General features: G+C 65.5%; 19 protein-coding genes. 12 read left to right on the forward strand and 7 right to left on the reverse strand.

Going from position 1 to position 21,007, the window contains the following annotated elements; genetic code table 11:
- Window positions 1–140: 140 nt before the first annotated feature.
- Genes AABB87_RS10185 through AABB87_RS10205 form a run of 5 tightly spaced genes read left to right on the forward strand, consistent with a single transcriptional unit; the run spans window position 141 to window position 4,926 of the window.
- A complete protein-coding gene (locus tag AABB87_RS10185) occupies window positions 141–1,013 on the forward strand; it encodes an N-acetylmuramoyl-L-alanine amidase (RefSeq protein ID WP_341971128.1) in 873 nt (290 codons plus the stop codon).
- 22 nt (window positions 1,014–1,035) lie between these two features.
- Window positions 1,036–2,046: an ABC transporter permease subunit gene (locus AABB87_RS10190; RefSeq protein WP_341971129.1), complete on the forward strand. Its 1,011-nt coding sequence runs from the start codon at window positions 1,036–1,038 to the stop codon at window positions 2,044–2,046.
- A gap of 11 nt (window positions 2,047–2,057) precedes the next feature.
- Window positions 2,058–2,978 (forward strand): ABC transporter permease subunit, encoded by a 921-nt coding sequence (locus tag AABB87_RS10195; protein WP_341971130.1) that lies wholly within the window; start codon window positions 2,058–2,060, stop codon window positions 2,976–2,978.
- Window positions 2,979–2,981: 3 nt separating this feature from the next.
- A complete protein-coding gene (locus AABB87_RS10200) occupies window positions 2,982–3,965 on the forward strand; it encodes an ABC transporter ATP-binding protein (protein WP_341971131.1) in 984 nt (327 codons plus the stop codon).
- Window positions 3,958–4,926, forward strand: coding sequence for a peptide ABC transporter ATP-binding protein (locus tag AABB87_RS10205; protein WP_341971132.1), 969 nt, complete (start codon window positions 3,958–3,960; stop codon window positions 4,924–4,926). The genes AABB87_RS10200 and AABB87_RS10205 overlap by 8 nt, the downstream gene beginning before the upstream one ends.
- A 63-nt stretch (window positions 4,927–4,989) precedes the next feature.
- Here AABB87_RS10205 and AABB87_RS10210 read toward each other — a convergent pair whose 3' ends face one another.
- A complete protein-coding gene (locus AABB87_RS10210) occupies window positions 4,990–5,376 on the reverse strand; it encodes an MAPEG family protein (protein ID WP_341971133.1) in 387 nt (128 codons plus the stop codon).
- A 146-nt stretch (window positions 5,377–5,522) separates the two neighbouring features.
- Between AABB87_RS10210 and AABB87_RS10215 the strand changes: the two genes are divergently transcribed.
- On the forward strand, window positions 5,523–6,959 hold the full coding sequence (locus AABB87_RS10215; RefSeq protein ID WP_341971134.1) for a hypothetical protein: 1,437 nt from the start codon (window positions 5,523–5,525) through the stop codon (window positions 6,957–6,959).
- Here the strand turns inward: AABB87_RS10215 and AABB87_RS10220 are convergent.
- Window positions 6,943–7,908 (reverse strand): exopolyphosphatase, encoded by a 966-nt coding sequence (locus AABB87_RS10220; RefSeq protein WP_341971135.1) that lies wholly within the window; start codon window positions 7,906–7,908, stop codon window positions 6,943–6,945. The genes AABB87_RS10215 and AABB87_RS10220 overlap by 17 nt on opposite strands.
- A gap of 132 nt (window positions 7,909–8,040) precedes the next feature.
- Here AABB87_RS10220 and speB point away from each other — a divergent pair, with 132 nt between their 5' ends.
- Entirely contained in the window at window positions 8,041–8,970 is a 930-nt protein-coding gene (gene speB / locus AABB87_RS10225; protein ID WP_341971136.1) for an agmatinase, read from the forward strand.
- Window positions 8,971–9,017: 47 nt separating this feature from the next.
- Here the strand turns inward: speB and AABB87_RS10230 are convergent, their stop codons facing one another.
- Entirely contained in the window at window positions 9,018–9,821 is an 804-nt protein-coding gene (locus tag AABB87_RS10230; protein ID WP_341971137.1) for a hypothetical protein, read from the reverse strand.
- Window positions 9,822–10,097: 276 nt separating this feature from the next.
- On the opposite strand from AABB87_RS10230, the gene AABB87_RS10235 reads away from it, so the two are divergent.
- The 4 genes from AABB87_RS10235 to AABB87_RS10250 all read left to right on the forward strand — a co-directional run bounded on the left by AABB87_RS10235 (window position 10,098) and on the right by AABB87_RS10250 (window position 14,468).
- Window positions 10,098–11,738, forward strand: a complete 1,641-nt coding sequence (locus AABB87_RS10235) for an ABC transporter substrate-binding protein (RefSeq protein ID WP_341971139.1) — start codon at window positions 10,098–10,100, stop codon at window positions 11,736–11,738.
- A gap of 34 nt (window positions 11,739–11,772) precedes the next feature.
- Entirely contained in the window at window positions 11,773–12,675 is a 903-nt protein-coding gene (locus AABB87_RS10240; protein ID WP_341971140.1) for a LysR family transcriptional regulator, read from the forward strand.
- Entirely contained in the window at window positions 12,672–13,292 is a 621-nt protein-coding gene (locus tag AABB87_RS10245) for a M15 family metallopeptidase (protein WP_341971141.1), read from the forward strand. The genes AABB87_RS10240 and AABB87_RS10245 overlap by 4 nt, the downstream gene beginning before the upstream one ends.
- 102 nt (window positions 13,293–13,394) lie before the next feature.
- On the forward strand, window positions 13,395–14,468 hold the full coding sequence (locus AABB87_RS10250; protein WP_341971142.1) for a S66 peptidase family protein: 1,074 nt from the start codon (window positions 13,395–13,397) through the stop codon (window positions 14,466–14,468).
- On the opposite strand, the gene AABB87_RS10255 is transcribed toward AABB87_RS10250, so the two are convergent.
- Window positions 14,459–14,902: a putative Ig domain-containing protein gene (locus AABB87_RS10255; RefSeq protein WP_341971143.1), complete on the reverse strand. Its 444-nt coding sequence runs from the start codon at window positions 14,900–14,902 to the stop codon at window positions 14,459–14,461. The genes AABB87_RS10250 and AABB87_RS10255 overlap by 10 nt on opposite strands.
- Before the next feature lie 204 nt (window positions 14,903–15,106).
- Entirely contained in the window at window positions 15,107–16,582 is a 1,476-nt protein-coding gene (gene dacB / locus AABB87_RS10260) for a D-alanyl-D-alanine carboxypeptidase/D-alanyl-D-alanine endopeptidase (protein WP_341971144.1), read from the reverse strand.
- Window positions 16,583–16,793: 211 nt separating this feature from the next.
- Between dacB and AABB87_RS10265 the strand changes: the two genes are divergently transcribed.
- Window positions 16,794–19,664: a TonB-dependent receptor plug domain-containing protein gene (locus tag AABB87_RS10265; protein ID WP_341971145.1), complete on the forward strand. Its 2,871-nt coding sequence runs from the start codon at window positions 16,794–16,796 to the stop codon at window positions 19,662–19,664.
- Here the strand turns inward: AABB87_RS10265 and otnI are convergent.
- Together otnI and AABB87_RS10275 are read right to left on the reverse strand one after the other, a co-directional pair.
- A complete protein-coding gene (otnI, locus tag AABB87_RS10270; protein ID WP_341971146.1) occupies window positions 19,649–20,497 on the reverse strand; it encodes a 2-oxo-tetronate isomerase in 849 nt (282 codons plus the stop codon). The genes AABB87_RS10265 and otnI overlap by 16 nt on opposite strands.
- 17 nt (window positions 20,498–20,514) lie before the next feature.
- Window positions 20,515–20,973: an Lrp/AsnC family transcriptional regulator gene (locus tag AABB87_RS10275; RefSeq protein ID WP_058721499.1), complete on the reverse strand. Its 459-nt coding sequence runs from the start codon at window positions 20,971–20,973 to the stop codon at window positions 20,515–20,517.
- Window positions 20,974–21,007: the final 34 nt, after the last annotated feature.

Consider the following 21,007-nt stretch of genomic DNA (forward strand, 5'->3'; position numbering starts at 1 on the left):
GCCGCCGGCAGGGTGAGCGGCCCTCGCCCATGTGCAAAAGCTATACCTCGCGTCGGCATTGCAATGCAGCCCCGCGCCAAGGAGCTTGGCCAGCCTGCAACAATGCGGCACTAAGCCCTTGCCGCCACCACCGCCACGGTATGAAGAAAAATCTCCTGATCAGCACCGCCTCCGTCCTCTTGATGAGCGCTTGCGCCAGTGCCCCGCGCACCCCGACGGCGCCGCCACCCACCATCGACAAGACCTACACCTCGCTGAACCAGGACAGCCGGGCGCAGTTCCTGATCCTGCACTACACGGTCTTGAACTTCGAGAAGTCGCTCAGGGTGCTGACCACCGGCGGCCAGGTCAGCAGCCATTACCTGGTGCGCGACGAGCCCCCCATCAGCTACTACATCGTCGATGAGAACCGCCGCGCCTGGCATGCGGGCAATAGCAGCTGGGGCAATAGCCAGAACCTGAACGCCGGCTCCATCGGCATCGAAATCGTCAACGCCGGCTACACCGACACGCCCAGCGGCCGCGTCTACGCGCCCTTCCCGCAAAAGCAGATCGACGAGGTGATCAAGCTGGTGCGCGACATCCAGAACCGCCACCAGATCAAGCCCGAGCGCATCATCGGCCACGCCGACATCGCCCCTGGCCGCAAGCAAGACCCCGGCCCGCTCTTCCCCTGGAAGCAGCTGGCCGATGCCGGCCTGATCCCCTGGCCCGACAGCGCCCAAGTGGCTGCGCGCCGCCCGCTGTATGAAACGCTGCCGCCCGACGCGGCCTGGTTCCAAGACAAGCTGGCCCGCTTCGGCTACAGCGTGCCGCGCCATGGCGAGCTGGATCAGGCGACCAAAGATGTCGTCTCAACCTTCCAGATGAAGTACCGCCCCAGCGACTACAGCGGCGTGCTGGATGCCGAAACCGCCGCCTTGCTGGACGTGGCCAATACGCCGGGCGGCATGCTGCTGGCCAAGTCGCCTTTCCCCGCGCCACCGGTCAAGGCCGGCGGTTCCAAGTTCTGACTCTGAAGCCAGCCACCGCGCCGTGTTCACTTTCCTGCTCAAAAAGCTGGCCACCCTGATTCCGACGCTGATCGGCATCACCCTGGTGGCCTTTGGCCTGATCCGCCTGATTCCGGGTGACCCCATCGAAGTGATGATGGGCGAGCGCCGGCTCGACCCCGAGGCCCACGCCGCCCTGGTGCAGCGCATGGGCCTGGATCAGCCCCTGCATGTGCAATACCTCGACTACATCAGCAAACTCGCGCAGGGCGACCTGGGCCTGAGCCTGGTCAGCCGCGAGCCGGTGGCCAAGGAGTTCGCCGTGCTCTTCCCGGCCACGGTGGAATTGGCCTTGGCTGCGCTGCTGCTGGCGGTGAGCTTAGGCCTGCTGCTGGGCATGTTGGCCGGGCTTAAGCGCGGCTCGCTGCTGGACCAGGGCGTGATGGGCGTGGCCACGGTCGGCTACTCGATGCCGGTGTTCTGGTGGGGCCTGATCCTGATCATGTTCTTCTCGGTGGGGCTGGACTGGACGCCGGTGTCCGGCCGCATCAGCATCGAGTACGACGTGGCGCCCGTCACCGGCTTCTTGCTGGTCGACGCTTGGGCTTCGGGTGAGCCCGGCGCCTTCCAATCCGCCTGCCTGCATCTGCTGCTGCCGGCCATGGTGCTGGGTACCAGCACCATGGCCGTGGTGGCGCGCATGACGCGCTCGTCAATGCTGGAAGTGCTGCGCGAGGACTACATCCGGACCGCCCGCGCCAAAGGCCTCTCACCCAGCCGGGTGGTGATCATTCATGCCCTGCGCAATGCCTTGATCCCGGTGCTGACCGTGGTGGGCATGCAAACCGGCAGCTTGCTGGCCGGCGCGGTGCTGACCGAAACCATCTTCTCCTGGCCCGGCATCGGCAAATGGCTGATCGACTCGATCGCCCGGCGCGACTATCCCGTCGTGCAGGCCGGCATCCTGATCTCGGCCCTGACCTTCATCGGCGTGAATTTGCTGGTGGACATTCTGTACGGCGTGGTCAACCCACGCATCCGTTCCCAGCATTGATGACCGCGACGATGAGCACAGCCAAACCCAGCGCACGCGAGCAAGACCTGACCCCACTCGCGCCCCACCCCACCCCGCTGCAGGAATTCTGGCGCGGCTTCAGCGCCAACCGTGGCGCGCTGGCCGCCTTGCTGCTGTTCACCCTGATCGCCCTGGCCTCGCTGCTGGCGCCCTGGCTGGCGCCGCACAGCCCGATCGAGCAGTTCCGCGATCACATGCTGGTCCCACCCGTCTGGGCCGCCGGCGGCAGTTCGCAATTCCTGCTGGGCACCGACGAGCTGGGCCGCTGCATGCTGTCGCGCCTGCTTTACGGCGGGCGGGTGTCCATGGGCATAGGCCTGGCCTCGGTGCTGCTGTCCCTGCTGCCCGGCGTGCTGCTGGGTCTGCTGGCGGCCTTCTACCAGCGCCTGGCCTCGCCGCTGATCATGCGGGTGATGGACATCATGCTGGCCCTGCCCGGCTTGCTGCTGGCGATCTGCGTCATCACCATTCTGGGCCCCGGTCTGATCAATACCGTGATCGCCATCGCCATCGGCGCCCTGCCTGGCTACACCCGCCTGACCCGCGCCGCGGCGCTGGCGGAAATCGGCAAAGACTACGTCACCGCCAGCCGCGTGGCCGGCGCAGGCAATCTGCGCCTGATGTTCGACGCCGTGCTGCCTAACTGCATGGCGCCGCTGATCGTCAATGCCTCGCTAAGCTTTTCCTCGGCGATTCTGGAAACCGCAGGCCTGGGCTTTCTGGGCCTGGGCGTGCAAGCACCTAGGCCCGAGTGGGGCACCATGCTGTCGGCCGCGCGCGACTACATCCAGCGCGCGCCCTGGGTGGTGACGCTGCCGGGCCTGACGATTTTGATCACTGTCTTGTCCATCAATCTGATGGGCGACGGCCTGCGCGATGCGCTGGACCCGAAGCTGAAGAAGGTGGGCTGAACCATGCCCTTGCTGAATATCAAAAACCTGCGCGTCAGCTTCGGCGCCTTCCCCGCCGTGGAAGGACTGGATCTGTGCCTGGAAGCGGGCGACCTGGCCGGCATCGTGGGCGAATCGGGTTCGGGCAAGTCGGTGGCCATGCTGGCCCTGATGGGCTTGATCGACGCGCCCGGCAAGGTCAGCGCCGATGCCGTCGAATTTCAGGGTCAGGACTTGCTGCAGCTCACGCCTAAGCAGCGCCGCCAGCTGATTGGCAAAGACATCGCCATGGTGTTTCAGGACGCGCTGGCCAGCCTCAACCCCAGCTACACCGTGGGTTATCAAATCAAGGAAGTGCTGCGCGAGCATCTGGGCCTGCGCGGCGCGGCGGCCACGCAGCGGGCGCTGGAATTGCTGCAGCTGGTGGAGATTCCCGACCCCGCCAGCCGCCTGGACGCTTACCCGCACCAACTCAGCGGCGGCATGAACCAGCGCGTGATGATCGCCATGGCCATTGCCTGCAAGCCCAAGCTCTTGATTGCCGACGAGCCCACCACCGCGCTGGACGTGACCATACAGGCGCAAATCATGGCCTTGCTGCTGCGCCTGCAGCGCGAGCAAGGCATGGGCCTGATCCTGATCACGCATGACCTGGCCATCGTCGCCGAGCTGGCCCAGGCCGGCCGCAACTCAGTCACCGTGATGTATGCCGGCCAGGCGGTGGAATGCGGCCCGGTACCCGCGCTGTTCGAGGCGCCCCGCCACCCCTATACCGAGGCCTTGCTGGCAGCCATCCCTGAGCACAACCGCGGCGCGCACCGGCTCTCGGCCCTGCCCGGCATCGTGCCCGGCGCGCTGGACCGGCCGGCGGGCTGCCTGCTGTCGCCGCGCTGCCGCTATGTGCAGCCGCGCTGCCGCGCCGAGCGGCCCGCCCTGGTGGACGGCGTGCGTTGCTTCTTCCCTGTGCTGGCCCCGGTGCTGACCCAAGTGGAGGTGGCCCATGGCTGAGCAACAGGACGTTTTGCTGCAGGCGCAAGACCTGGCACGCCACTACCGCGTTAGCCGCGGCCTGTTCGCGCCCAAGGCCACGGTCAAGGCGCTGGACGGCGTCAGCTTCAGCCTCAAGCCGCGTCAGACGCTTGCCGTGGTGGGCGAATCGGGTTGCGGCAAGTCCACCCTGGCGCGCCAGCTGACCCTGATCGAGCCGCCCAGCGCCGGCGCCCTGCACTTTGGCACCACCGATGCCGCCAGCGCCGACAAGGCCACGCTCAAGGCCTTGCGCCAGCAGGTGCAGATGGTGTTCCAGAACCCTTTTGCCTCGCTCAATCCACGCAAGACGATTGCCGCCACGCTGGATGAGCCCTTGCTGATCAACACCCGCTTGAGCAAGGCCGAGCGGCTGGAGCGCATCGAAGCCCTGGTCACCAAAGTCGGCTTGCGCAGCGAGCATTTGCGCCGTTACCCGCATATGTTCTCGGGCGGCCAGCGCCAGCGCATCGCCATCGCGCGGGCGATGATTCTGAACCCCAAAATCGTCGTAGCGGATGAGCCGGTGTCGGCCCTGGACGTGTCCATCCAGGCGCAGATCCTCAACCTCTTCATGGACCTGCAAGCCGAATTCGGCTGCGCTTATGTCTTCATCAGCCACAACCTCAGCGTGGTGGAGCATGTGGCCGATGAGGTGATGGTGATGTATCTGGGGCGCGCGGTGGAAATCGGCCCCAAAGCCACCTTGTTCGCCCAGCCCTTGCATCCCTACACCCGGGCCTTGATGAGCGCCACCCCGGCCCTGCGCGCTGCCGACCGGCGCGAGCGCATTCCAATTCACGGCGAATTGCCCAGCCCCCTCAATCCCCCCTCAGGCTGCGCTTTCCACAAGCGCTGCCCGATGGCGCAAAGCCGCTGCGCCGCCGAGCAGCCGCTGCTGCGCGAAGTGGCCGGGCGGCAGGTGGCTTGCCACCTGGTTTAAGGGCAGGCCAGCAGGCTTCGCCCGGATCGCGAGGCCTGCTGCGTGATCGCTTGCGGCGTCAGTTCAAACCGCGGCCTGGCGCAGCATGCCCACCACCGCCGCAATCAGCAGGCCAATCGTCGGCCCGGCGCTGAGCGCGAAACCCAGGCCGCGGCTGGAGGGCTTGGACACATAGGCGCGCCAGTAGATGAAGCGGCCGAGCAGGAACACGGCGCCCAGCGCGCCGCTCCAGGTGGGCGACCAGTACTTGGCGGCAAGCGCCAAGGCGGGGACGAAGATAACCAGCATTTCCAGCGTGTTCATCTGCACGCGATAGATGCGCTCAAACATCTCATGACCGCTGACCGCAGGCGCGTTGACGCCATACTTGCCGCGTGCACTGCCGACCAAAATGCCGAAGAAGAAAAATTGGCAAAGTGCCAAGACGATGACCAGATCTGCCCAGTTCATAGCTTTGTTGCTCCCTTGATTCAATCGTGACGAGATGATGGCGTGGTCGATTCACCCCAGCATGGATGCATCCAGCATACTTGAGCCGATTCGCCGATTCGCCGACTCAGAAGACACCCATGCTCCCAAGCCCTGAGGACCTGAACTTGAACGCTCACCACGCTGCGCTGCGCGCACCCGCCCTGCTGGCAGCCCTGCTGGCCTTGCTGACCGGCTGCGCCACAGCGCCCGATGCCATCCCCGGCAAGCGCCACAGCACCCAGGAGCTGCTGAGCTATCAACCGGGCGACTTCCGCTGGCAGCCCACCCGGGCCGGCGCCGAAGAAGCCGCCCGTGAGCGCGACTTGAGCCTGCTGCGCCAGCGCTTGAGCCTGGCCCCCGGCTCGGCCGAGGCGCAGGCGGCGCTGCCCGAAATTCTGGCCGCCGTGCTGCACTACAACACCGAGATCGACGCGGCGCGTGCGCCGGCCCTGAGCGGCTTGACGGGCCTGGAGACCAAGCCTGTCGACGTCCAGCGCGCGGTGCTCTCCGCCGTCTACCGCTTTTACGCACCAGAGGCGAGCGCACAGCTGTGGTCCCTGCTGCCCAAGCTGAGCAGCCCGCGTGAGTTCGCCATCGCAGCCAACGCCTTGCTCAAACCCCTGACGGGCCCGGCGCGCCAAAGTGCTGCCGCGCAAATCAAGGCGCAGATGCAGCTGAGCTTCCCCACCACTTGGGCCGATGAGCCTCGGCTGCGCGCCTTGAGCTGGCCGCTCGATCAAGCCTTGCAGCCCCGTGCGCCGGCCCTCACCCCGCCGCCCCTGGCCGATTTGCTGGCGGCGCCCCTGCGCCCCGGCTACCCGGTGGTGTTCAGCCTGCAGCGGCCCGGCCGCGAGGTGCTGGGCCTGGCCCTGCTGCGCGGCGCCGACGGCCGCTTTGTGCGTGAGGCTGATGGCCGGCTGTTCCAAGTGCCGCAGCTGGCCCGCGCGCTGTCAAACCTGCCCGGCACCATCACCTTGGGCAATACGCCGCAAGGCATCTTCGCGGTGCGCGGCAGCAGCACGGCCAGCAACCCCAGCATTGGGCCGACGCCATTTCTGGAAACCAAGCTGCCCATCGAGGCCAGCGTCTCTGAGTTTTTCCAGGTCGACGGCAGCGACCTAGATTGGAGCGAGCCGCTTTACGCCGCCTTGCTGCCGCCGAGCTGGCAGGCCTGGGAGCCGATCAAGGAAGCCTGGCTGGCCGGGCGCGCCGGGCGTGACGAAATCTTGATGCACGGCAGCGTGGTCAACCCCGACTACTACCGCGGTGCCAGCTACTACCCCGCCACGCCCACCGCCGGCTGCCTCACTGCGCCGGAGCAATGGGATCCCGCCAACGGCCGCTTGCTGGCCAGCGGCCAGCTGCAGCTGGCCCAGGCCTTTGCACGCGCCTACAGCCAGGCGCAGGAGCGCAACCCGGGCGGCCTGGACCCCATGGTCAAAGGCTATTTGGTGATGGTGGAGTTGCCCGGCAATGACGGAGCGGGCGGGCCCGTGCAGGCCGCCGAGCTGGAAGCCAGCGTGCAGGCGGCCGAGCAGCGCTGGCTCAGCCGTCCGCGTTGATCTTGGCGATCAATTCCTGCAGCACCGTGGCGGCGCGATCCTTGTCGATCTGACAAGTGCCGGCCGCATGGTGGCCGCCGCCACCGTAGGCCAGCATCAGCTCGCCGATATTGGTCTTGCTGCTGCGGTCCAGAATCGACTTGCCGGTGGCGAACACGATGTTCTGCTTCTGCATGCCCCACATCAGGTGGATGGAGATATTGCAGCGCGGGTACATGGCATAAATCATGAATCGATTGACGGCCCAGATCGTCTCCTCGCCGCGCAGATCCAGCACCACCAGATTGCCGTGCACGGTGCCGCAACGCTTGAGCTGCTCCTTGGCATTGCGCTCATGCTCGAAGTAGAGATCGACCCGCTCTTTCACATCGGGCAGGTCGAGGATGTCGTCGATGTCGTGGTCGGCGCAGTACTTGATCAAATCCATCATTAGCGTGTAGTTGCTGATGCGGAACTCACGGAAGCGGCCCAGGCCGGTGCGTGAGTCCATGAGGTAGTTCAGCAGCGGCCAGCCCTTGGGGTCGAGGATTTCCTCACGGGTGAACTGGGCCGAGTCGGCCTTGTCCACCGCGTCCATCATCTCGTCACTGATGCGAGGAAAAGCCTTCTTGCCGCCGTAGTGCTGATAAACCACCCGCGCCGCCGACGGCGCATCGGCCACGATGATGTGATTGAGCCGCTCGCCGGTATTGCGCACGGTTTCCGAGGCATGGTGGTCGAACACCAAATGCGCGGCTGCCACATAGGGCAGATTGGTGGTGATGTCGCGCGGGGTGATGGCGATCTTGCCGTCTTGCATGTCCTTGGGGTGGACGAAGCTGATGTCGTCGATCAGCTTCAACTCATTCAAAAGCACGGCGCAAACCAGGCCGTCAAAGTCACTGCGGGTGACGAGGCGGAACTTGGCATTGCTTTGACCGGCTTCGGACTTGCTGCTTTCCAGGCTCATCGCTGACTCCTTGGCTTGAGTGAATGGCATCGCACCCTCACCTTTCGGAACACTGGCCGCACACTTAAGCGACAAATTACCCGTACCGCTGGGTCCACAATCAAACTTTCACCACTCCACCGTTGCCTCCGCATGAGCACCTTCGCCTTCAACGCCGACAACGCCTTCATGAAGCTCGCCCGTGGCGACGCCAGCAAGCCCTTCGGCCTAGCCGGCATTGCCTGGGATGGCTGTGTCACCAACCGCCCAGGCGCGCGCTTCGGCCCGCGCGCGGTGCGCGAAGCCAGCCATATGCTGTGCGACGGCATCCACCCCTTCTTCAACACCACGCCCGAGGGCCAGCTGACCGATCTGGGCGACTTGGTGCTGCCCAATACCAATCTGGATGCCATGCGCGCGGCCATGCTGCCGCTGGTGGCGCCCATGCTGGCCCAGCATCACATGACTTGGCTGGGCGGTGACCATTCCATCACCCTGCCCTTGCTGCGCGCCTACCGGGCGCATTACGGCCAGCCCCTGGCGGTGATCCACTTCGACGCCCATTGCGACACCTGGGAAGACCATTTCGGCGAACCCAGCGGCCACGGCACCTGGGTTTATGAGGCGATCCAGGAAGGCTTGGTGCTGAAAGAGGGCTTTGTGCAGTTCGGCATTCGCTCAGCCGGCCTGCGCGAGGCGCGCGAATATGTGGCCGACCAGGGCGGCATGATCTTCGATGCCCGCAGCCTGCGCGGCCTGGACAATGCCAGCCAGCTGGCGCCGATTCTGAACCGCGTGCGCGAACGCATGGCCGCGCTGGGCCACCCGCCGCTCTACCTGAGCCTGGACATCGACTGCCTGGACCCCGCTTTCGCGCCGGGCACCGGCACACCCGAGCCCGGCGGCATGAACACCAATCAGCTCTTCAGCATCCTGGAAGAGCTGGTGCCCGGGCTCAACTTCGTCGGCATGGACTGCGTGGAAGTTGCGCCCCCTTACGACCACGCCGAACTGACCAGCTATGCGGCAGCGCAGCTGGTGTGGACCTATCTATGCGGGCGCATCGCCGCGAACCAGGTCTGATGTGAAGGACTCAGGCCAGGGCGCTGATGTCGCCCTGGCCCCTTTCCTTATTTCGCCTGCAGTGGTTGCAACAGCACCGGCACGGCGGCGGTGATTTCCTCGCGAATTTGTGTGCGCAAGGCCTCAACCTTCTGCTCGGTGGTGAAGACCTCCCAGGGGTTCGCGGCCGCCTCTTTGCGTTTGCTGATCCAGGCCTGGCCGCGCGTCACCTGTTGGTTGCCCAGCACCTTGCCACTGGCCAGGTCGACCAAGGAGACCTTGAAGTAGGTGTAAGGCGCCAGGAAGCCCTTGTAGCGTTCACTGTCGGATTCCGCTTTCATCCAGCGGTCCCGATCAATGAAAAAACCCTGGCCTTCCAGATAGCCAAGGCCCACGCTCTCATCCATGGACCTGATCTTGTTGTCGGTGCGGAAGTTGGTAATCAGCAGCAAATGCGTCGCCTGAACCTGCTTGAGCACCGGTACCAAGGCGGCAGGCGTGACAAAGCGCTCACCGTCGATCAACGCTTGCGGGTCACCGAAGACCTTGGCCGAGGGCAGCTTGAGGCCAAAGAACTGCGCGCTCGTATCGGTTTTGCGCACGGCCGCATCCAGGGCGGCCAGGGCGGCTTGGTCGAACACGCCGCCGTTGAACTCGAACGACTCGCGCAGATTGGCGTCCAGGCGGCTACCCGTCTGATCCTGGCGCGTCACCACATGCACCGTGTCACCCAACAAGGACACCGCCACATATTTGCGTGCCGCGGCCTCACCAGCGGCCGACGCCTGGCCGGCCACGAGCAAGCCGGCCGCCAGCGCCAGCCATTGGCGACGACGCGCGCCGACGCTGGAAGCTGCTATTTTTTTAAACATGGCCTTCCCCTCCCCAATAGATTCATGAAATGCCGGCAACTCAGCTGAGCCGGCTCAAAATGTTGCCGCCGCAGTCTAGGACAGAAAACGGGGGATGCCAGAAGTCTCAAACGCTTGGGGTGAATCTTGACGGCGATGGCGCCAGCAGCGCCGAAGCAGGCCAGCCAGGGCTCCAGCCCATAAGCTCATGTTATGGTTAAAACTCGCTTCGTCACTGCTCCGCACTGACCTCGTCCCGCACAATCCCAGCACCTCTGCTGCCAGCATTTACGCCCCATGCCGACCCTGCCGACCCTGCCGACCCTGCCGACCCTGCCGCCCCTGTCGACCCAGCCCAGAACCCCCTTCATCAGCCTGGCGCTTGCCGCTGTGCTGGCCAGTACCGGCCTGGCAGCGCAGGCCGCCAAACCCCTGGTCTACTGCGCCGATGCCAGCCCCGAGGGCTTTGACCCCGGTCTGTGGGACAGCGCCAGCACCAACACGGCCAATAGCCAGATGTTCCAAGGCCTGCTGGCCTTCAAGCGCGGCACGACGGAATTGATCCCGCAGCTGGCCACCGCCTGGCAAATCTCGCCCGACGCCAAGACCTTCACCTTCACCCTGCGGCCGGGTGTGAAGTTCCACAGCACGCCCTACTTCAAGCCCAGCCGCACGCTCAATGCGGACGATGTGCTGTTCACCTTCCAGCGCTTCATCGATCCGCAGCACCCCTTCAACAAGGCCTTCCCGGCCAACTTCATCTACCCGCAGAACATGGGACTGGCCAAGCTGCTGGACGGGATTGACCGGGTCGACGACATGACGGTGCGCTTCCGCCTGAAGTCGCCCAACGTCACTTTCGCCACCAATCTGGCCATGGCCTGGTCGGGCATCCATTCGGCCGAGTACGGCGCACAGCTGCTCAAGGCCGGCCAAGCCGCCCAGATCAACAACCAGCCGGTGGGCACCGGGCCCTATGTGTTCAAGTCCTATGCCAAGGACGATGTGCTGCGCATGACGGCTAACCCCGACACCTGGGGCAAAAAACAGCAGACGCCAGCGCTGATCTTCAGCATCAGCCGTGAACCCAATGTGCGGGTGCAAAAGCTCTTGGCGGGTGAATGCCAGGTGGCCTCGGCGATCCGCGATGTGGATGTGTCGGCCATGGATGGCCGGGCCGACATCACGGTGATGAAGATTCAGGCACTGAACATCTCCTATCTGTCCTTCAATATGAAGAAGGCGCCCACCGACAAGCGCGAGGTGCGCGAGGCGCTGGACATCGCGGTGGACCGCAATGCCATCTTCAAGGCCCTGTTCCCGCGTGGCGATGCAACGCAGGCCATCAGCGCCTTTCCACCCGCCATTCCCGGCTACAACAAGCAGCTCAAGAACGAATACAACCCCGAGCGCGCCAAGCAGCTGCTGGCCAAGGCGGGCTTCGCCAAGGGCCTGGAGATCGACCTGTGGGCGTTGCCGGTCAGCCGCCCCACCAACCCCAACGGCCAGCTGATGGCCCAGCTGATTCAGCAGGACTGGGCCAAGATCGGCGTCAAAGCCAATATCAAAACCTATGAGTGGGGCGAATACCTCAAGCGCGCCAACAACGGCGAGCACAACGTCTATATGAGCGGCTGGGGCGGCGAGACCGGCGATGCCGACGAATTCCTGACCCCCAACCTCAGCTGCGCGGCCAACCGCAGCGGCGTCAAGTTCTGCAATCCAGAGTTTGAAAAACTGATCGACGAGGCCCGCGCCACCCCGGACGCCAAGAAGCGCAATGCCTTGTACGAGCAGGCGCAAGTCATCTTCAAGCGCGAGCGGCCCTGGATCACCATGGCCCACTCCACCGTCTACATCCCGGTCCGCAAGGATGTGCAGGGCTTCATCATGGCGCCCAACGGCACGGTGGACTTCGAAGACGTTTACCGCAAGTAAGGGCGCTCCAGCCAGTCAGCCAGAGCCTAGGCCCATGCGACTCAGACACATCGAAGTCTTCCACGCCATCATGCAGGCCGGCACCATCAGTGGCGCCGCCCAGCTGCTGCATATCTCCCAACCCGCCGTCACCAAGGTGCTGCAGCATTGCGAGCTGCAGCTCGGCCTGCCGCTGTTCGACCGCGTGCGCGGCAAGCTCTACCCCACGCCCGAGGCGCACCGGCTCTTCGTCGAGATCGATAAGCTCAACCGCGATCTGGTCAGCATCCGGCGCCTGGCGGCCAGCTTGCGCAGCGGCGAGTCAGAACGGGTGCGCCTGGTCGCCACGCCGACCTTGGGTGCGGCGGTGATCCCCGCGGCCATGACGCGCTGGTGCGCCGCCTTCCCCGACAGCCATTGCTCCCTGGCCACCCACCACACGCGCGAGATTGTCTCGGCCCTGTTGCTGGGCGAAGCCGATCTGGCCCTGTCGCTGCAAGACCCGCATCACCCCGGCATCAAGGCCGAGGTGCTGGCCAGCGGCGCGATGATGGCCTTGTGCCCGCTGGGCAGCCCCGAGGCCGCCGGCGTCGGCCCCTTGAGCGTGAACGATATCAAGACCGAGCTGATCGGCCTGGGCGCCGACGATCCCCTCTCCGATGTGGTGCAAAGCGCGGCCGAAGCCCAGGGCCGGCCACTGCACAGCCGCCTGACCGTGCAGACCTATCAGCTGGCCCGCGCCTTGGTGGAAGCCGGTGTGGGCATGACCGTGGTGGACCCCTTTACCGCCGCTTCAGCCGACCGCAGCCGCCTGAGCCTGCGACCGCTGGCACCCGCCGTGCCGGTGCATCTTTATCTGCTCAGCGCCGCCAATGCGCCGCTGGCCCAAACCTCACGCCGCCTGGTCAAGTACCTAGGCGAAGCGGCTCGCCTGAGCCTGGAAAGCCTTGCCCCATGAGCCCGACGCCACCGATGATTGATTGCGAGGACATCGCCCAGCACCCCGACTTTCGCGCCCTGCTGAGCATCGAAGGCATCGCCGTCGACCTGCGCTACGCCACCCCGGACAACTTCGTTAGCCGCAATATCTACGGCGGCCTGGACTGCAGCTGGCTGCGCCGCGAGGCCGCCGATGCCCTGGCCCAAGCCGCGCAGTGGTTAGCCCGTCACCGCCCCGGCTATCGCATCGTGGTGCTGGACGCGCTGCGCCCGCAACGCGTGCAAGAGCTGCTGTGGGCCGAGCTGGCCGGCACGCCGCTGACGCTTTACCTGGCCAACCCAGCGCGCGGCTCCATCCACAGCTGGGGCATGGCGGTGGACGTGAGCCTGCTCGACCCGCAGGGCCGCGAGGTCGATATGGGCGCGGCCTTCGACGAAATGAGCCTGATCTCGCACACCGACCATGAAGCCGAGCACCTGGCCCTGGGCCTTTTGCGCCACGAGCATCTGATCGAGCGCGGCTGGCTGCGCGCCGCCATGCGCCAGGCCGGCTTTCAAACCATCAGCACCGAATGGTGGCATTTCGACTTTGGCGACCGCGAGGCGGTGCGCCGGGATTTGCCGCGCGTGCTTTGAACTGCTTGGAGTTCATGGCGCGGCTGGGTGATGAGGCCTGTGCCGCTAGCCCACCGACCGCCCATCAAACAACCAATCCTTGCTAACCCCAAGCCGCCACGCATGACGACAACCCGCCGCCTGTTTGCCCAGCAATCCCTCGCCGCCTTGGGCGCCGGCACGGCGTTGGCCGCGTCGGCCGCTAGCGGCAGCAGCAATGCAATCCACCGACCGGCCCTGCTTTTGCCGCGCCGCTTGCAGCCTGGTGACACCATTGGCCTGGTCGCCCCCTCGCATGCTTTCTTCGAGCGCGAGCCCTTCGAGCTGGCGTTTGAAGCCGTCCAAGCCATGGGCTTCAAGGTCAAGCCAGGCGCCCATCTGCGCGCCCGTTACGGCCAGTTCGCCGGCACCGATGCGCAGCGCGCCGCCGATGTAAACGCCATGTTTGCGGACGATGGCGTCGCCGGCATCCTGGCCCTGCGCGGCGGCTCCGGCTGCAGCCGCATCGTCGACAAGCTGGACTACGGCCTGATCCAGTCGCGCCCCAAGTTTTTCGGCGGCTTCTCGGACCTGACTGCGCTGACCAACGCCATTCACGCCCGCACCGGATTGGTGACCTTCCACTGCCCGATGGGCACGGCCGAGTGGAATGCCTACAGCTTGAACAACTTCCGCCAACTGGTGATGGAAGGCGAAGCCGCGCTGCTGCGCAACCCCACGCCCGAACGCGGCGACGCCCTGGTGGCCAAGAACGACCGCACCCGCGCCCTGCGCGGCGGCAAAGCACGCGGCCATTTGCTGGGTGGCAATTTGAGCGTGCTGGCCGGGCTGGCGGGCTCGCGCTTCTGGCCCGACTTCCGCGGCGCCATTCTGTTTCTGGAAGACGTCAACGAGCCCATCTACAAAATCGACAGCTGCCTCTCCACCCTGCGCCTGTCCGGCGCGCTGGATCAGTTGGCCGGCGTGGTGCTGGGCGGCTTCACCAAATGCGAGCCGGGTGAGGGCTATGGCTCACTGACCCTGGACGAGGTCTTCGACGACTACTTCGTCAAACCCATGAACATCCCGGTCTACCGCGGCGCCAGCTTCGGCCACATCAAGCGCCAACTGACCCTGCCGGTGGGCGCGGCGGCCGAAATCGATGCCGATGCAGGCACCCTGCAGCTGCTGCAGCCGGTGGTGCTGACTCAGGCGTAGAACTCGAACTGCGCCTCGATGCTGCCAAGGTAGCCGCTCAGGCTGAGGCGGATGTGCAGGGTGAAATGCCCTGCCCTTGGTGGTGTGCCGCACAGCGCACCGGTGGCCATGTCCAAAGCCAGACCGGCAGGCAAGGCGGCTGCGTCAATCACCTGCCAACGCGCCCGACTGGCATCTGCAGCCGGCAAACCCAGCGCCACCGGGCGAGCCAAGATGGCGCGGCCAGGGGCTAGGTGGATCGGTGCCAGCGGCGTGCAGATTTGGCCATCGATCTCATACGCCAGGCTGATGGCCAAGCCGGCCGGTGGCGGCGCAAGGCTGATATCCCGCCAGCCGTCGCCGCCGTCATGGCCGAAAGCACTGGCCACAAAGTCGGCCACGGCATGCCGCCATGACCTGGGGCGAGAAAGCTCTTTGCTCAAGCTGCCTGTCATTTCAAACCCTGCATTGGTTTGAGGCCTAAGGAGGCACTGGTGTGGAACAGTGCGCGGCACAAGGCTCAAACTGATACGTTTGATAGCTGTGATTTGAATATAGGCGAGGGCTCTGGCTTTGTCCAAACACAAGTGGACGGGCATGCGCCAGCCCTAAATCGTCCGGCGAGGTAAGTTGTTAGTCGCAAGGGCCGCGCATGCCCCTCATTGCTTGGCCACCCATTCCACCGCAGCGTCCAGCACGGCACGGCCCTTGGCGGCAGCGGTCGCGTCGTTGACGATGGCCACCAGCACCCAGGGCTTGTGCTGGGCATCGAAGGCATAGCCGGCCAGTGCCGTCACATCGCGCAAGGTGCCGGTTTTGAGGCGAGCATGGCCTTCGGCCGCCGTGCCCTTGAGGCGGCGGCGCATGGTGCCGTCCACACCCGCAATGGGCAGGCTGTTGAGCAGCTCGGGCGCTTGCGGGCCATCCCAGGCGACGGCCAACAAGGCGGCGAGCTGGGCGGGCTTGATGCGCTCGCTGCGCGACAGGCCCGAGCCGTTGTCCATCACCAAGCCGCTGCTGTCCAGGCCCTTGGCCGCGAACCAGGCACGCACCTGGGCGGCGGCGGCGTCCTGTGTGGCTTGGCCGGGCGCTGCCACGCGGCTACCCAGCTGCAGATAGACCAGCCGGGTCAGCGCGTTGTCTGACTGTTTCATCATGCCGCGCATGGCCTCGGCCAGGGGCCGGCCCTGATGGCTGGCACGCAGTTGCGCCCCGGCGGGCGTGGCCGCCTCGACATCGGGACCGCTGATCTCGCCCCCCAGCTCACGCCAGAGCTGGCGCAGCAGCTGCGCCGTCAGCCATTGGCGGTCCAGCAGATTGAGGGCCTGGCTTTGCTGGCAGTTGGCGGGAAACTCACCCTGCAGCTGCAGCACGACTTGACCCTCGGGGCGATGGCGCACTTGCGGTGGCAACCAGCCTTGCTCCCAGTCTTTGCACGCACGATTGGGCGACAAGCGCACAGACGAAACATCGACTTGCAAGCCTGGCCAGACCGGGCTGCTGCGGGCGCGCAGCGCTTGAGCGTCGGCGCTGAATTCGAATTGCAGCAAGCTACCGTTGAGGTTCAGCGCATCCGGAATGACGTTGTAGGGAAACTCGGGCGCCTCATCAAAGGGAGCGACGCCCAGCTCGGGGCGGGCCGGATTGAACAGGCTGCGGTCCACCACCAGGCCGCCGCGGATTTCGCGCAGGCCTTGCTCGCGCAGCTGACGCAACATCAGCCACAGCGCCGGCCAGTCCAGGTCGGGGTCGGCGCCACCGCGCAAGTAAAGCGGGCCGGGCAGAACATCGCCCTGCGGCGTGTCGGCGATCAGCAAATCCGTGCGGCCACGCGTGTTGGCGCCCAGTTGATCCAGCGCCACCACGGCCGTCACCAACTTCATGGTGGAGCCGGGCTGCATGGCCACATCCGCTTGCACCCGCGGCCCGGTGCCACGCGCATGCAGCGGAAAGGCCACCAGGCCCAACGCCGACTCGGGCAAGCCGGCTTGTTGCAAGGCCTGCTGCAGCTCGGCCGGCAAGGCCTTGCTGGCCGGCTGCTGCCAGCTGGCGCAGCCGCCAAGGCCAAGGCTAAGGGCCAGAACAAGGGCAATCCGCTTGGGCGATGTTGGCAATAAGGGCAGCATGGGGCGCATGAGCAAGGATCAAAAGTGGCTTGACTGTACGGTCTCGCGCCCGCTCGTTTGGCTTGTTCATCACCCCAGGTTATGCAAGCCCGACAAGCTTTCATTGGGGCTTACGCAACAAACGCTGGCCTTCCCTGAGGCGCGCAGGGCCGGCAAGAGTCCATCATGGCCTGAGAATCCTGCCGCCCCGTTTATCCCCCCCCCGAAGGAGAAGAAACCCATGTTGAAGCTGTCCCCTCTCACGCATCGCCTGGCCCTCTTGGGCCTGGGCGCCCATCTGGCCCTCTTGGGCTCGGCAGCGCTGGCCCAAGCGCAAGATGGCGCACAGAAGATCGAACGCGTGGAGGTGACCGGCTCGCGCATCAAGCGCATCTCAGACGAAGGCTCGCTGCCGGTGCAGGTGATCACCTCCGTACAGATGGAGCGCGCCGGCATCGTCACCGCCGAGCAGCTATTGGCCACGCTGACCAGCAATGGCAATGGTCTGGACAATATGGCCAGCCAGTCCGATGTGGTGGCCGGCAGCTCGCGCGGCAATAACGGCGCCAGCTTCGCCAATCTGCGCGGCCAAGGCTCCGAGAACACCCTGGTGCTGCTGAATGGCCGCCGTGTGGCGGCCCACGGCCTGAACGGCACCGCCGTCAACCTCAACACCATTCCCATGAGCGCGGTGGAGCGGGTGGAAGTGCTGAAGGACGGCGCCTCGGCCATCTACGGCACGGACGCCATCGGCGGCGTCATCAACTTCATCCTCAAGCGCGACTTCACCGGCCTGGAATTCCAAGCCTCGGCGGATGCGACCCAGCAAGGCGGCGGCAATATCTACCGCGTCGCCGCCACCGGTGGCATCGGCAACTTGGCGACGGATGGCTATAACGCCATGTTCGCGCTGACCCGCACCGAGAACAAGATTCTCAGCGGCAGCGACCGTTCCTTCGTCAACACCTTCCAGCCCGACCGCGGCCTGGCGGTGGACACCCGCGGCACGCCCACCGGCACGGTCTTCACCAGCACCGCCGGCACCTTCCCGGACAACATCCTGGGCAAGGGCTCGGGCCCCAAGCTGCCCGGCGGCACACAGGCCTATAACGGCATCAATGTGCTGAACCTGCCGGGCGCAGCCGGTTGCCAGACCATGGCCAATTCCGCCGCCTACGACGCCGCCCTCTGGGCCACCCCTAGTGCGGCCTATGGCTGCGCCTGGGATACCGGCGTGGCGGCCACGCTGCAGCAACCGGTGGAGAACAACAATCTGGTCGCACGCGTCAGCAAAACCCTGGGCGAGCATTTGCTGACGGCGGAATTCGTCGCCGCCAAAGTGCATTCGGCCAAGTCCTTCTCGAATTCGCAGCTCAGCACCAGCGGCACCAATAAGTACCTCTACCCCAGCACCGGTGCGTCTTATGACAAGGTGTTCAATTCGATCGCGGCCGTCTTCCCCAGCATTGCCGCCAACAAGGGCAAGCCCATCGCCTTCCGCTGGCGCTGCATGCCTTGCGGCGCGCGTGAGATCGAGACCGAAACCGAATCCAGCCGCTTCTTCATCGGCCTGGACGGCCCGCTGCCTTTTGCCGACTGGGACTACAAAACCGGCATCTCCGCCGCCAGCAGCGAAGACAGCTCCAAGCTGGGCAATGGCTACTACTACCGCCAAGGTCTGATCGCCGCCTTTGATTCCGGCAAGCTCAATCCCTTCGCCATGCCCGGCGAGGCGCAAACCGCCGCAGGCCTGGCGGCGCTGGAAGAGGCCACGGCACGCGGGCTCAAGCTCTATGGCGGCAAGTTCAAGGTGACGCAGCTGGATGCCTCGGCCACCGGCCCCTTGTTCAAGCTGCCGGCCGGCACGGTGATGGGCGCCTTCGGCATCGACCTGCGGCGTGAGACCTACCGCTTCGGCGGCATCGACGGCGCCCCCAGCAGCGACAAGTACACCGACCTCAACATCCCCAACGCCCCCTTCGACAGCAGCAACTCGGTGACCGGCGCCACCCGTGATGTGAAGGCAGCTTACGGCGAGGTGATGATCCCGGTGCTGAAGCAGTTGGAAGTGACCGCCGCGCTGCGCACCGACGACTACACCGGCTTTGGCCGCAGCACCAACCCCAAGATTTCGGCCCGCTTCACCCCCAGCAGCGCCCTGCTGTTCCGGGGTTCCTACAGCACCGGCTTCAAGGTGCCCACCTTCAGCCAGGCACTCAACGGCGCGACCATCTCGCCCTACGCGGGCAAGGATCTGGTGGACCCGGCCAAATGCGCCAGCCTGGTGGTCAGTGCCAGCAACCCGGCTTGCGCAGCAGTCACGCCCGACATCATCAGCGGTGGCAACGCGGCCTTGGCGCCCGAGACCTCCAAGCAGTATTCCTTCGGTTTTGTGCTGGCCCCGATGCAAGATCTGACCCTGGGCGCCGACTGGTGGAGCATTGAGCGCAGCGGCGCCATCCGCACGCCGGGCATGAGCGAGCTGCTGAAAAACTACACGCGCTTCTCCGACCGCTTCAGCCGCAATGCGGCCGGTGATCTGGTGGCCATCGACCAGCGCTGGTTCAATGCCGGCGGTGGCAAGACGCAAGGCGTGGATGTCAGCGCCGCCTGGGCCGGCACCATGCTGGAAGGCAAATGGGTGGCCAGCCTGGAAGGCAGCTATCTGATCGAGAAGAAGTCCCGCATCAGCGACACCGACCCCTGGGGCCCGAGCGAGCTGGGCAAGTTCAACCGCTACAGCGACCCCGGCATCCGCTGGAAGCATGTGGCCAGCTTCAGCTACGCCAAGGGCGACTGGGTCGGCAGCCTGACGCAGCGCTTCACCGGCGGCTACGAAGACGCGGTGCTGCCCGGCGTGGCCAACGGTACGGTCAAGCCGGCGAACTGGGTCAAGGATGTGAAGAGCTACAGCACCTTCGACACCTCGGTCACGTATAGCGGCTTCAAGAGCCTGCGCCTGACGGCCGGGGTCAAGAACCTGCTCAATACCGACCCGCCGTTCAGCACCTACTACGACGCCGATCTGGGCTCGGGCAGCTCTTGGGACCCGCGTGTGGCCGACCCGCGTGGCCGCGCCTTCACCTTGCTGGCGAACTACACCTTCAAGTAAGCGCCTCGGGCTGTGGCCGGCTGCGGCCGGTTCATGCCGGCCCAGCCCAAGCCATCACTCGTGCCGCCCGCGACCGCTCCGCGGGCCGGGCGGTACTCGCAGCCCACCCAGCCATTCCACCCGCTTGCCGCGCTGATTTCGTCGATCAGCGGCAAGAGATAGGCGTAGTTCAGCTCGCCCAGGTCAGGCTCGTGTCGCATGGGCACGCCGGCAATCTGCAGATGGCCGACTCGGCCGCTGGGCAGGTAGTCGCGCAGCTTCATCGCCACATCGCCTTCGACGATCTGGCAGTGGTACAGATCCATCTGCACCTTGAGATTGGCGGCGCCGAGGCGCTGCACGATCTCGTGCGCCGCATCCTGGCGCTGCAAAAAATAGCCCGGCATATCACGCGGGTTGATCGGCTCAATCAGCAGTTCCCGGCCAGCCTGGGCCGCCTGCGCCGCCGCCCAAGCCAGATTGGCTTCATACGTGGCTTGCAGCCGCGCCCGGTCTACGCCGGCCGGCGCCAGCCCCGCCATCACATGGATGCGCGGGCAGGCCAGCGCCTGGGCATAACTCAGCGCCAAGTCAATGCCCTGGCGGAATTCCGCCTCCCGGCCGGGCAAACAGGCCAGGCCACGCTCACCCGCCTCCCAATCCCCCGGGGGCGCGTTGAACAAGACCTGGCTCAGGCCATGCGCCTGCAGGCGCTGCGCGATGTCGCTGGCCGCGAACGCGTAGGGGAATAGATATTCCACCCCCGCAAAGCCGTCTTGGGCGGCGGCGGCAAAGCGGTCCAGAAAACCATGCTCGGGGTAGAGCATGGACAGATTGGCGGCAAAGCGGGGCATGGCGGGGCACTCCTGAATCAAACCCGATTGAGCGGCAGCGGCGCGCCGCTCTTGACGCAGCGGATGGCGAAATTGCTGGTGATGTCCTGCACCATGGCCAGGGCCTGCAGGCGGCGCACGATGTGCTCGTAAGCGCTCAGCTCGCCCACCACCACTTCCAGCAAATAGTCATGCGCGCCGCTCACCACATGGCAGGCCACCACCTCGGCCATGGCCTCCATGGCAGCCTCGAACTGCTGCACCGCATCCTCGCGGTGATGCATCAGGCGCACATTGACGAAGACGGTGGTGGCCAGCTGCACCGCCTTGCGGTCCAGCACGGCGCGGTAGCCGGCGATCAAGCCTTCGTCTTCCAGGCGTTTGAGTCGGCGTGCGCAGGGGCTGGGCGATAGCGCCACCCGCTCGGCCAGCTCGGCAATCGAAAGCCGCCCCTCGCGCTGCAGCAAGTCCAGCAGCTGGATGTCAATTCTGTCCATGGCTTGTTTCAATCAATAGTTGATTGATTATTGG

The organism is Roseateles sp. PN1 (assembly GCF_038419725.1).
Taxonomy (GTDB): domain Bacteria; phylum Pseudomonadota; class Gammaproteobacteria; order Burkholderiales; family Burkholderiaceae_C; genus Paucibacter_A.